The following is a 13,025-nucleotide window of genomic DNA, read 5'->3' on the forward strand; positions in this document are numbered from 1 at the left end:
ATTTTATTTATGTCTGCTAAGTAAAAATGCTGCTAAAAGAATAAGGATAATACCCAAAAAAGAATAACCGTTAAGCGATTCTTTAAGAAAGATAATGCTCATTAGCGTTGCAGCCATTGGCTCTATAACTCCAAGAGAAGAAACTAACCCTGCATCTGTTTCTTTTAAACCTAATGTATATAATATGTATGGGAAGACACAGGTTACAATCCCCATTCCTATACATAATAAACTTAACGAATAAGGCGATTTATTTATTATGGGAATAACGCCTAAGGGGTTTGAACTAAAAAGGCCGATTAAGGTTGCAAAAAGAAAGCAATAAAAAGTTGCAGTTAAAGGATGAAATTTATTCTTCATCTGAATTTTAGTTGTAATATTATAAGCACTAAAAGCAATTCCAGAAGATAAACCGATTAAAATACCTGAAAGGTTAAACTTAAGATTCCCTATTATCCCTGACACCAATACGCAACCTGTTATCATTAAAAAAAGAGAGATGCCTTTTATTTTTGTAAACTTTTCTGAAAGAAAAGTTACCGAATAAATCATTACAAATATCGGTGCAGTATACATTAGAACAACTGCTGTGGAAACTGATGTAAGTTGCATGGATAAAAAATAGCAACCTGCGGTAAGATAAAAAGAGACACCACTTAAAAAATATAAAAAGGCTTGTTTAAAATCAATTTTAAATAATTCTTTTTCTTTTATAAAAATGTAAATTCCCATACAAAGAAAAAACACAAAACTTCTTATAAAAGTCATCTGAAAAGATGAAATGCCAAAGGGGGATATGTAATGAACAAATACGCCAGATGTTCCCCAGAATATACATGCTAATATTATATAAATAAACGACTGTTTTTTCATCAGGATTCTCCTTAATTTAAAACTTATAAAATTATATATTATTTTCTTACTTTAGTCAAGAAATCAGTTTTTTAATATAAATTATGAGATAATTTCTTTTAAAAAAGTATTGACAATTTATAATTTAAGTAATATAATACATAAGGTCAGAGAAATGTTGCGGGATGGTGTAAAGGTAGCACCGATGACTCTGACTCATCTTGTGAGGGTTCGAATCCTTCTCCCGCAGCCATAAAAAAAGCACCGACTTTTGTCGGTGTTTTTTTTATTGTTATGTGAGGATTCGAACCCGAACTGAGGGAACCGAGTGCGACCGCTGCCTTAATGGCAGATGCAGGGAGCACGCAAGGGTTGTGCTGTAACACAGTGAAAACAAGCTCACTTTATGTGTGCGAAGTTTGAACTGATGTTACGAACGGCTCGAAGAGGAATCCTTCTCCCGCAGCCAGAAAAAGCGGCTTGTTTCGACAAGTCGCTTTTTCAATGAAATTTGCCTGCGGCAAGTGAAATAACTTCGCAATGAAATACACTCCGTGTATGAAATATGCCTTACGGCATATGAAAAGGGCAAATTTTATTTCACATTTTTCTGTAAGAAAAATATTTCATAATCCGCTAGGATTATTTCACATCAACGAAGTTGATATTTCATTAAAAACATCTGCATCTATTATGTATGTGAAAGCAACAAAAAAACACCTGCATCTTGCAAGTGTTTTTTCTATTATTAATTTAATTTTTGGGATTATATATATCTTAAACTTAAAAGTTATATTTATTTTTAAAACTCAAATTTATAACTTACACTACTCTTTAAATAAAGAGCAATAACTCAATCTACTTCATTGAGACTTTTATATCTTAATCTTCATCATTAAGATATTAAAACCAACTATTAAATTTTAATTTTCCTTTCTAAAGATACATACATATCCCCTTTTAAAAATGGCTCTTTTTCTTCAGGGTACATTGGTATCACCTCATTTAAAAATTAAAATCTTGTAAATTTATTTAATAGGGGGGTATCCCCTTTCACTTATACATTTCTACATTTTTTTAAAAAATCCTTTTTTTATTTTAAAAAATGTTTAAATTTTCTAAAAAAGATTGATTTTTCAGGGAAAAAAAGGTATACTTATAGTAGTAATTTATTTAGGAGGATTTAATTTATGTTAGTCTCAGCAAAAGAAATGATGAAAAAAGCCAAAGAAGGACATTATGCAGTTGGCCAGTTCAATATCAATAACCTTGAATGGACAAAAGCTATTCTTCTTACTGCAAAGGAACAGAAATCTCCTGTTATCCTTGGCGTTTCTGAAGGTGCAGGTAAATATATGGGCGGTTATAAAACTGTTGTCGGTATGGTAAAAGGTATGATGGAAGAACTTGATATCGATGTTCCTGTTGCTATCCACCTTGACCACGGATCATATGAAGGCGCTCTTAAAGCAATAGATGCAGGGTTTACTTCTGTTATGTTTGACGGTTCTCACTATGAAATAGATGAAAACATTGAAAAAACAAAAGAAATAATAAGCATTGCAAATTCAAAAGGTATTTCTGTTGAAGCTGAAGTTGGTTCTATCGGCGGAGAAGAAGACGGAGTTGTTGGTGCAGGTGAAGTTGCAGACCCTAACGAATGTAAATTAATCGCTGATTTAGGCGTAGATATTTTAGCTGCAGGTATCGGTAATATTCACGGTAAATACCCTGAAAACTGGCAGGGCTTAAACTTTGATGTTCTTGCAGAAATCGAAGAAAAAACTAACCCAATGCCATTAGTATTACACGGTGGTACAGGTATTCCTGAAGATATGATTAAAAAAGCAATATCTCTTGGCGTTTCAAAAATCAATGTTAACACAGAATGTCAGCTTTCTTTCGCTGCTGCTACAAGAAAATACATTGAAGAAGGCAAAGATTTAGCAGGAAAAGGCTTTGACCCAAGAAAATTATTAGCACCTGGTTTTGAAGCAATTAAAGTTACGGTTAAAGAAAAAATGGAACTTTTTGGTTCAATCAACAAAGCATAATTTAAAAGAAAATATTATTAAAAAGACGGTGTTTAAAATTAAACACCGTCTTTTTTAAGGAAATAGATAAAAATGTCTGGAATTATCAACTTTTTTCCTTCCAGGCATTTTTATCATTTCCTCGCTATATATGTTTTCTTAAATGGTCTATTGCACTCTTTTCTATTCTTGACACCTGTGCCTGAGAAATGTCAATTTCTTCTGCAACCTCCATTTGAGTTTTGCCCTGAAAAAATCTTAAATCAAGCACCTTTTTTTCTCTTTCTGAAAGTTTTGTAAGTGCTTCATTGAGTGCAATTTCTTCTATCCAGTTTTTATCTGAATTTTTAACATCTTTAATCTGGTCCATAACAAATACAGCATCGCCACTGTCATTATATATCGGTTCAAAAAGACTTATTGGCTCAACTATTGATTCCAAGGCGAAAACAATTTCTTCTTTTTTCATTTCCATTTCCTTTGCTATTTCATCAACGGTTGGCTCTTTTTGATTTTTATTAGTAAGCATTTCTTTAATGCTTAAGGCTCTGTATGCAGTATCTTTAAGACTTCTGCTTACTCTTACTGCATTATTATCTCTTAAATATCTTCTTACCTCTCCTATTATCATTGGAACTGCATAGGTAGAAAACTGAACATTCTGGCTCAAATCAAAATTATCTATGGCTTTTATAAGACCTATACAACCTACCTGAAACAAATCATCCATATACTCCCCTCGTTGAGAAAACCTTTGGATAACGCTTAAAACAAGTCTTAAATTACCATTTACAAACTCTTCTCTTGCTACTTCATCTCCTTCTTTGATTCTTAACATTAACTTCTGCTTTTCGTCTCTTTTTAAAACGGGCAGCTGCGAAGTGTTTACTCCGCAAATTTCAACCTTATGAAGCATATATATCCTCCCTGGGTTATTGATAATTTAATTATTACCAGAAGAGAATTTTTATATACTAAACTAAAATTGATTTAAAGAAAATGCCCGGATAAAATTATCCGGGCTTTTTGTAATTTAATATTATAAATATTAGTTAATTATAACTTTTTCAGTTTCTTTGTCGAATAGGTGAATTTTGTTAAGGTCAAGAGCAACTTTGATAACCTGAGTAGGTTGAGCTGTACTTCTTGGGTTAACTCTTGCTGTAAATTTCTTGCCTTCAAAATCAAGATATAAGTATCTTTCAGAACCCATAAATTCAGCAACTTCAACTAACATATCAATACAACTTTCAGGAGATGCATTGATGAAAGCATCTTCGTCGTGAAGATTTTCAGGTCTGATACCTAATACAACTTCTTTATTAACATATTCGTCAATATTCTGAGGGATTTTACCTTCAGGAATTTTAATTGAATATGTACCGAATGTTACATAGTAACCGTCTGCTTTCTTTTCAAGTATAGAATCGATGAAGTTCATCTGAGGGCTTCCTATAAATCCTGCAACGAATAGATTGCAAGGTGTATCATATAGGTTCTGAGGTGTGTCAACCTGCTGAACAATACCGTCTTTCATAACAACGATTCTTGTACCCATTGTCATCGCTTCTGTCTGGTCATGAGTAACGTAGATAAATGTTGTATTAAGTTTCTGGTGAAGTTTAGAGATTTCAGTTCTCATCTGAACTCTAAGTTTAGCGTCAAGGTTTGATAGAGGTTCGTCCATAAGGAATACCTGAGGTTCACGAACGATAGCACGACCTAACGCAACTCTCTGTCTCTGACCGCCTGATAAAGCCTTTGGTTTTCTCTGTAATAAATGTTCTATATCAAGAATTTTAGCAGCTTCATCAACTCTTGCTTTAATCTCAGCTTTAGGCATTTTCTTTAATTTTAAGCTGAATGCCATATTATCAAATACTGACATATGAGGATAAAGAGCATAACTCTGGAAAACCATTGCTATATCTCTGTCTTTAGGAGCAACTGTGTTAACTAATCTGTCGCCGATATAAACTTCCCCGTCAGAAATTTCTTCAAGACCTGCAATCATTCTTAAAGTAGTAGATTTACCACAACCTGAAGGACCAACAAGAATTATAAATTCTTTATCTTCAATTTCAAGATTAAATTTTGAAACGGCTGTAACACCGTCTGTATACTTTTTAGTAACGTCTCTTAATGATAAACTTGCCATTTTAAATTCCTCCAATTAAATATATTTTCAATATTATATTACCATATCAACCATCCGATTTCTATTGAATTATTCTACAAAGATTTTTCAGATAAATTATATATTTTGACTATAAAATAAGAACTTTTATTTTTTTATTGTTATTTGTAACAATCATACACTTATTTTTTTGTATATTTAGCACAAATATTGGTTTTTGAGCATTGAAAAAAACAAAGGTCTATGTTATTATAAATATATAAACTTACGGAGAATAAATATGAATAAAAACGATTTAATTACTTTAACCATTACTTCAATAACTTCTGAGGGGCACGGTGTCAGTAAAACTGACGGTTTTGTGTTCTTTGTTCCTTTTGCGCTTCTTAATGAAAAGGTTAAATGCAAAGTTTTAAAAGTTAAAAAAAATATTGTTTACTGTAAACTTATTGAAGTATTAGACCCATCCCCTTTTAGAAAAAAATCAGATTGCCCTCATTTTACAAAATGCGGAAGTTGTACTCTTGATAATGCAGATTATAAATTGCAACTTGAAATGAAACTTTTAAAGGTAAACGATGCGATTAAAAGAATCGGCAAGATTGATTATAATGTTACAAAGATTATTCCCTCTCCTGAAATTTATAATTACAGAAACAAGGCACTTATCCCTGTTTCTTATGATAAAGAGGGCAATTTAGTTTGCGGGTTTTTCCGTTCAAGAACTCATGATGTTATAAATATGAGCGACTGCTTAATTCAGGACAAAGATGCATTTTTGGTGGCTAAAAAAGTTTATGAATGGATGATGGAATATAACATTCCTGCATATAACGAAGAAACCCATACAGGAATTGTCAGACATATATACTTTAGAAAAGGTATTCATACAAAAGAGATTATGGCAGGAATTGTAAGTTATAAAAAAGAAATTCCTTATCTTGACAAATTAAAGGAAAGTCTTCTTACAATGGAGGGCATGGCAAGTATTATTATAAATATCAACCCTTTTAACACAAATGTTATTTTAGGAGATGAAGTAATATGCCTTTATAATGAGCCATATATTAAGGATAAAATTTTAGAACATACATTTAAAATAGGAAGCAAATCATTCTTCCAGGTAAACCCTTATAATGTGGGGAATTTATATAAAAAAGGCATCGAACTGCTTGAAATAAATAAAGAAGATATAGTGTTTGACATTTATTGCGGAATTGGAACAATAGGGCTTTTATGTGCAGAAAACGCAAAAGAAGTAATCGGCGTTGAAGTAGTAAATGAAGCAATAGAATATGCAAAAGAAAATGCAAAGATAAATAATATAGATAATGCCACATTCTATACAGGAAAGGCAGAAGACAAAATAAAAGAACTTATTTTAAGCGAAAATAAGCCTACAAAAGTAATTCTTGACCCTCCAAGAGCAGGTTGCGATGAAAGTCTCATAAACGAAATAATTAACTTGTCTCCCCAAAAGATATGTTATATATCCTGCGATGTTGCAACCCTTGCAAGGGACTTAAAGATTTTTACAGACAGTAATAAATATAAGGTTGAAGAAATTATTGCATGTGATATGTTTCCGGCAACAAGCCATGTTGAGTGCGTTGTGCTACTATGTCGCACATAGCACTCCATCGATATAAATCTCTTGCGAGATTTTCGATATGTTCTATTAGAACTCGATATGCCTGACGGCTCGATATGTTGCCTTACGGCAACGAGATTTATATCATATCGAAAGCGAGCATAGCGAGTTTATATCGAATTTCACGAAGTGAAATATATCGAACACGCAAGTGTATATCGACAAAGGAGAATTGTTTATGGAACAAAACAAAAAATTACTCAGAGAAGAAACTATCAATTTTGTAATAGAAATTTCAGACATTTGCGACAATATTAAAGGGTGCTCAGTCTATGTAAATCAACTGTTAAGATGTTCTTCATCTATTGGTGCAAATCTTCACGAAGCAAAATATGCTCAAAGTAAAGCTGATTTTATAAATAAATTGGAAATTGCATTAAAGGAAAGCTTTGAAACTGAATATTGGTTAGAATTATTACATCGTAAGAATAAGATTGATGAAATTACATATAAAAATCTAACAAATACATGTGGAACAATAAGAAGAAAACTCATTGCATCTGTAACTACTGCTAAAAGCAAAAAGGAATAGTATCATGAAAAGAGAAAAAGGTATAATTATTTCAAACATAGTTGATATGCTTATAGACAATAATATTGGTTTGGCAAAATCAATAATCACAAGTGAATATCCACATAAAATTTACGATATAGAAAAACGCACATACACATTAACTCAAAAAATGGAGCAGTTTATAAGAGATGGCTTCATTGACAGATATACAGGTCAAAAACTTTTAAATCCAGGAATACTTAAGGTATTGTCAGTATATTTTCCTAATGAGTTCCCTTTTCACCCTCATTGGAAAATGACAGAAACACATATAGCATATTGGGAATTAATCCCAACAATTGACCATGTATATCCTATTGCAAAAGGTGGACATGATGATAAAAGCAATTGGGTTACAACTTCTATGAAAAACAACTCAATTAAAAGCAATTATACAATAGATGAAATTCATTGGACTTTATATCCACAAGGTAATATAAAAGAATGGGATGGATTATCAAAATCTTTTATAAAATTAGTTGATAACAACAAAGAGCTTTTAAAAGATAATTATATAAAGGCTTGGTACAATATTTCAAAAAAGCTATTACAATAATACTGTCGCAGACATCACACAACACATATAGAGACTGTCGCACTGTTAGTGCGAACAGATTCAGTGATATAAATTCTTAAAAGAATTTGCGATATATCTTCGATGCGATATGTCCCTTCGGGACACGATTTGGAATTTGTATTATACAACAAAAATATTTTATCTACACATCCCATATTAAAGGTGCGCCATGGCCGCCTATAACTATCCATTTTCCTTTATCAAGAAGAGGTTTTATTTCTCTTCTTATCTTATATGCCATATCAGGAATAGAATCGACTGCTGTTAAAAGATTAGGAGCAATTTTATTAAATTCTTCCTGCTCTTTTATGCAGTCTTTTATATTTATAAATATATCCCCTGTAAAAACAATTCTTTTATTTCGCTCAATAAAAACAGTTTCTCCCTTTACATGACCGCCCATACCTTCATAAACTTCAAAATCAAGGGTTTCTTTTTTAAGTCTTCCTATAAAAGATAATAATTTATCATCATTTTTTGTGCCTATTATATTGAAATTTTTACATTCAGGGTATTTATAATGAGATAAGATTTTGCTTATTTTAACATACGGTTTATGTGAATTAAGTTGCTCTCTGTATCCCTTTTTCCCTTTAGACACATTTAAAAGATTTATGGCTGTGTTTTCGCTAAGATAAACTTTATCAAACCAGTCTAAAAAACCTATATGGTCAACATCAGAATGAGTTAAAATAATCTCTTTATTAAAAGAATTAAAATTACTGATTTTACTCCTTAAAACTTTTAAAAGTTCTTCCTTATAACAGTTAAAACCCGAATCGACAAAAAGAAGAGTATCTTTTAAAACAAACACGCACACATTGCTTCCACAGGGAGGCTCAACCACAATTAAAGAAATGTCGTTACAAAGATTAAAGTCTGACACTCTCGGCTTATAATTATCCCCTTTATTTCTTATTATATGTTCACCAAATTTTAATATATAGTCAAAGGTTTTATAAGGTGGCAGGTTTTTCTCATCAAGAATCTGCATAATGTGATTAGAGTTTATCAAAAGTTCGTTTTTTTCTTCTTCTAAAAGCCCCATATCTTCTGCAATTTTATTTACAAAACTTATATAAAAAACGGTATTGTCAAGATTTATATTACTTTTTTCAAAGTCTATAATTTTTACTCGGCATAATTTTTGTGCATCTTCTAAAAAATTATTTAAGTTTTCTTCTTTTTCTATAAGAAGCCCCATTTTAAATATTAAAAAATCACTTTCATTTTCCTTGGAACTTATATAGGAAATATTGAATTTATATTTATCTATAAGACGAAGAACCGGGAGCAATGCCCCCGGTTTGTTTAAAATATTAAATTCTAATAAAACTACTTTTCCCTTTTTAAAATCATTAAGAATATACCCTGCCTTAATAAGTTCGCTCTTCGCAATATTTAAGGCATCTTCTTCCCCATTAACTTCTATAAAAAGCATATGGGCATCTATTGCCTTATTATAACTTACTCTTAAAATATTGATTTTAAGACGGGCAAAAATTTCTGTTGCCCTCATAAAAGCGCCGATTTTATCAGGCATTGTTGTAGCAAAGGTTTTTTTCATAATACTATCCTAAAAATTTACTTACATACCCCTGAACAAACAGGAATAATACTACTATTGGTAAAATATATGTTACATATATTCTTAACCATTTAGGGAATTTTATACCTTTACCTGTATTAACCTCTTTTATAAAGTTATCCCATCCCCATCCGTATTTAGTTACACAGAAGAAGAGGTATACCAAAGAACCGATTGGTAATAAATTATTACTTACAATAAAATCTTCAAGGTCCATAATATTTGACCCTGCGCCTAAAGGTGTTATACCGCTTAAAACATTAAATCCTAACACGCACGGAATGGATAATATAATTACAAGGAAAATATTTATTATAACTGCTTTCTTTCTTGAGAAATTCCATAAATCCATCGCAAAGGAAATTATATTTTCAAACACTGCAATAACGGTAGATAACGCTGCAAATGACATAAACGCAAAGAATAATGTTCCCCATATTCTTCCCCCTGCCATATTATTAAATATATTAGGAAGTGTAATAAACACTAAACTTGGGCCACTGTCTGCATTTACTCCAAAAGCAAAACATGCAGGGAAAATAATAAGGCCTGATAAAAGTGCAACACTTGTATCAAGTGCTAAAATATTTAAAGATTCGCCCATAAGTGCACGGTCTTTATCTATATAACTTCCGAATATTGCCATTGAGCCTATACCTATACTTAAGGTAAAAAATGCTTGTCCCATTGCGGCAGAGATAACTTCAAAAGCACCTGCTTCAAACATTTTTTTAAAATCAGGCATTAAATAGAATTTTAAGCCATCTTTCGCACCAGGAAGTGTTACTGCTCTTACAACCAATATAAGAAGTATTACAAAAAGGCTTGACATCATAACTTTTGTAATTTTTTCAACACCTTTTTGAAGACCTAAGGCACAAATTCCAAAACCTAATAATACTGAAATAACCATCCAGATTGTTAAAGTTACAGGGTCTGAAACCATACCTGAAAATGCATCTGCAACCTGTGTAGGACTAAGACCTACAAAATCGCCTTTTAACATTTTTACAAAGTAGTAAAACATCCAGCCACACACAGTTGTATAAAACATCATAAGAAGATAGTTTCCAACCATTGCAAAATATCCGAATATATGCCATTTTGTACCTTTTGGCTCTAACTTTTTAAAGGATGTTGCAACACTTGCACCACTTGCACGACCAACAGAAAATTCCATTGCCATAATAGGAAGACCGAAAATTACAAGGAAGAACAGATAAAGTATAACAAATGCTGCTCCTCCATACTGCCCTGTTATAAACGGAAATCTCCATACATTTCCAAGACCTATGGCACATCCTGCAGAAATTAAGATGAACCCTAATCTTGATGATAATTTTTCTCTCTGATTCATTTTTTAAAACCCCTTTTTATATATCTAAACATTTTTCAAACATTTTAAGTTCTATATTATAGTCAACATCAAACGGACAAACCTGAGCATTTTTTGCCATTATTGTTGTTTTAGTCCATTCTTTTACTTCGTCTATATTAAACTTTTCGTATGAAGGAAGAATTGATTTTATATATAAATTAAATTCCTCTACTAAGTTAAAGCCTAATGCGTTTAAAACATTTTTTATTTTACAAGGTAAAACCTCGTTTGTTTTTATCATATACTCAGGAAGAATTATTCCGTTTGCTCTTCCGTGAGGTATATTCTTAAAATAGGTTAAAGGATAACCCATTGAGTGAATTACAGTTGTTCCCGTATGGGCAATAAGTGCCCCTGCAACTGTTGAGGCGTATAATAACTCTGTTGCACTTTCTATATTAAAATCGCCTTTTATAAATCTATTTTTATGTTTACCCATTATTTTTAGTCCGTAAAGGGCGACCTCGTCAGTATTCTTAGTTGCTCTTTTATTGGTATACCCTTCTATAAGGTGGCAAAGAGCATCCACATAAGTATTTCTTGCAATCTGAAGAGGAAGATTTAATGTATATTTTCCGTCTATAAAAGCCTTTTTATAAAAAACTCTGTCCGATGCAAAACTTTTTTTATTCTTTATACTGTTTAGCGTTAAAATAGAATACTGAGTTACTTCCGAGCCTGTCCCTGCTGTTGTTGGAATTGCTACCATAGGAAGAGGATCATTTTCAAATTTATCTAAAAATATATCGTTAATGGTAAAGGAAGAATTCTCTTTTGGCTCATTTTTAGCATAAACTGCAATGGCTTTTGCAGCATCTAAAGGAGAGCCACCACCGATAGCAATAATAAAATCTACGCCCTCAACTTTTGCAATATTGCCGCCATATACTGTTTCTTCAATAGTAGGGTTATTTGTTACCTTATTGTATGTAATATAAGGAATGTTTTTTTCTTCCAATATTTTTATAACATCTTTTAAGGCACCTGATTTTTCGCCAGATGTTTTCCCTGTTACAATCATTGCTTTTTTGCCTAAAATTATTTCGCATTTATTATTCTCTAAGATATTTTCGCCTATAAAAATCTTTGTGGGAACTAAATTTTTTATCATTGTTATTTCTCCCTTATTGTTTTTTATTTTAATGTATGTTAAAATAATATACGGTGATATTATGATAAGACAAATTACAAAACAGGATAAAGACGAAGTTATTAAACTTATGAAAAAGTTTTATAATTCTGATGCAGTTTTGCACCCTGTTTGTGAACTTAATTTTTCAAACACTGTTGATGAAGCAATAAATGAAAGCCCGTATGTTAAAATATTTGTTAAAGAAATTGATAACGAAATTACAGGTTATTGCCAGGTTTCTTTATCATATTCCAACGAAGTGGGCGGAATATGTGTTTATATTGAAGAACTTATGGTAAAAGATAAGTTCCAAAACCTCGGGATTGGAAAAGAGTTTTTAAAATTTGTTTTCTCACATTTTACTGATGCCAAAAGATTTCGCTTAGAGGTTACAAAAAACAACAAAAGGGCTATTTCACTATATGAAAAAACAGGTTTTAAAAACCTTGACTATATCCAGATGATAATTGATAAATAAGGAGTATACCGTGAATATTTTATTAACTTTGCTTTTTATTATTTTAAGCATCATTTGTTTTTTAATTATTCTTTTATCTTTTCCTGCAACCATTTATTTAGAACTTAAAAAAAATTCAAACTTTAAATACAGGGTAAAATATCTTTTTATAGATACAGATAAATTTATAAATAAAAAGAAGAACAAGAAACAAAAAGAAAAAGACTTTAAAGATAAAAGCGCAAAAAAAGATGACACACCCCTTAAAGATAAAATCTCATTTTACTGTAACATTATAAAAAAAGGGTTATATGAAATAAAATTTATTTTATCTTTTTTAAAGATAAAAAACTTAAACTTAAAAATAATCTGCTCATCTTCCGATGCGGCTTTTACTGCCATAACTTTCGGCGCTGTTTGCTCGGCTGTATATCCTTTACTTGGTTTTATTGAAAGTTTAACCAAAGTTAAAAAAGGTGCTTTTAACCTTGATATAAGAAGTGATTATAACAGTAAAGAATCTGACTACTCTTTTAATTCTACATTCAGTCTGCCTCTTATATTTGCCATAATCGGCGGTTTAAGATTTTTTATATTCTATAAAAAGCAAACTTCAAAAAAATAATCTATAATCTTAGTCGGTGTAATACACCGACTTTCTTATTAT

The 13,025-nt window shown here is 31.3% G+C and carries 12 protein-coding genes and 1 tRNA gene; 7 read left to right on the forward strand and 6 right to left on the reverse strand.

Features of this window, described 5'->3' with window-relative positions:
* Nucleotides 1–3: 3 nt before the first annotated feature.
* Nucleotides 4–873, reverse strand: a complete 870-nt coding sequence (locus IKZ35_04485) for an EamA family transporter (GenBank protein ID MBR4893219.1) — start codon at nt 871–873, stop codon at nt 4–6.
* Nucleotides 874–1,031: 158 nt separating this feature from the next.
* On the opposite strand from IKZ35_04485, the gene IKZ35_04490 reads away from it, so the two are divergent.
* Nucleotides 1,032–1,105: transfer RNA gene (locus tag IKZ35_04490), tRNA-Gln, on the forward strand.
* Nucleotides 1,106–2,042: 937 nt separating this feature from the next.
* Nucleotides 2,043–2,906 carry a class II fructose-1,6-bisphosphate aldolase gene (gene fba / locus IKZ35_04495; GenBank protein MBR4893220.1) on the forward strand — a complete coding sequence of 288 codons (864 nt, stop codon included), beginning with the start codon at nt 2,043–2,045 and terminating at the stop codon, nt 2,904–2,906.
* Between the two features lie 124 nt (nt 2,907–3,030).
* On the opposite strand, the gene sigG is transcribed toward fba, so the two are convergent.
* Together sigG and ugpC are read right to left on the reverse strand one after the other, a co-directional pair.
* Nucleotides 3,031–3,801: an RNA polymerase sporulation sigma factor SigG gene (sigG, locus tag IKZ35_04500; GenBank protein MBR4893221.1), complete on the reverse strand. Its 771-nt coding sequence runs from the start codon at nt 3,799–3,801 to the stop codon at nt 3,031–3,033.
* Between the two features lie 132 nt (nt 3,802–3,933).
* The gene (gene ugpC, locus IKZ35_04505) at nt 3,934–5,043 is read right to left on the reverse strand and encodes a sn-glycerol-3-phosphate ABC transporter ATP-binding protein UgpC (protein ID MBR4893222.1); all 1,110 of its coding nucleotides are present in this window, start codon (nt 5,041–5,043) and stop codon (nt 3,934–3,936) included.
* 259 nt (nt 5,044–5,302) lie between these two features.
* On the opposite strand from ugpC, the gene rlmD reads away from it, so the two are divergent.
* The 3 genes from rlmD to IKZ35_04520 all read left to right on the forward strand — a co-directional run bounded on the left by rlmD (nt 5,303) and on the right by IKZ35_04520 (nt 7,782).
* Nucleotides 5,303–6,655, forward strand: a complete 1,353-nt coding sequence (gene rlmD, locus IKZ35_04510; GenBank protein MBR4893223.1) for a 23S rRNA (uracil(1939)-C(5))-methyltransferase RlmD — start codon at nt 5,303–5,305, stop codon at nt 6,653–6,655.
* Between the two features lie 190 nt (nt 6,656–6,845).
* A complete protein-coding gene (locus IKZ35_04515) occupies nt 6,846–7,205 on the forward strand; it encodes a four helix bundle protein (protein MBR4893224.1) in 360 nt (119 codons plus the stop codon).
* A 4-nt stretch (nt 7,206–7,209) separates the two neighbouring features.
* A complete protein-coding gene (locus IKZ35_04520; GenBank protein MBR4893225.1) occupies nt 7,210–7,782 on the forward strand; it encodes an HNH endonuclease in 573 nt (190 codons plus the stop codon).
* A gap of 163 nt (nt 7,783–7,945) precedes the next feature.
* Here the strand turns inward: IKZ35_04520 and IKZ35_04525 are convergent, their stop codons facing one another.
* From IKZ35_04525 to IKZ35_04535, 3 genes are read right to left on the reverse strand one after another with little or no spacing between them, the layout of a single operon-like run.
* Entirely contained in the window at nt 7,946–9,370 is a 1,425-nt protein-coding gene (locus IKZ35_04525) for a Zn-dependent hydrolase (protein ID MBR4893226.1), read from the reverse strand.
* 4 nt (nt 9,371–9,374) lie between these two features.
* Nucleotides 9,375–10,748 carry a sodium-dependent transporter gene (locus IKZ35_04530; GenBank protein ID MBR4893227.1) on the reverse strand — a complete coding sequence of 458 codons (1,374 nt, stop codon included), beginning with the start codon at nt 10,746–10,748 and terminating at the stop codon, nt 9,375–9,377.
* Nucleotides 10,749–10,764: 16 nt separating this feature from the next.
* On the reverse strand, nt 10,765–11,880 hold the full coding sequence (locus IKZ35_04535; protein MBR4893228.1) for an iron-containing alcohol dehydrogenase: 1,116 nt from the start codon (nt 11,878–11,880) through the stop codon (nt 10,765–10,767).
* Between the two features lie 61 nt (nt 11,881–11,941).
* On the opposite strand from IKZ35_04535, the gene IKZ35_04540 reads away from it, so the two are divergent.
* Both IKZ35_04540 and IKZ35_04545 read left to right on the forward strand, forming a co-directional pair.
* On the forward strand, nt 11,942–12,379 hold the full coding sequence (locus IKZ35_04540) for a GNAT family N-acetyltransferase (GenBank protein MBR4893229.1): 438 nt from the start codon (nt 11,942–11,944) through the stop codon (nt 12,377–12,379).
* 10 nt (nt 12,380–12,389) lie between these two features.
* Nucleotides 12,390–12,983 (forward strand): DUF2953 domain-containing protein, encoded by a 594-nt coding sequence (locus IKZ35_04545; GenBank protein ID MBR4893230.1) that lies wholly within the window; start codon nt 12,390–12,392, stop codon nt 12,981–12,983.
* The last annotated feature ends 42 nt before the right edge of the window (nt 12,984–13,025 follow it).

This window comes from Clostridia bacterium (genome assembly GCA_017554615.1).
In the GTDB taxonomy this organism is placed as follows: Bacteria; Bacillota; Clostridia; order UMGS1840; family HGM11507; genus SIG450.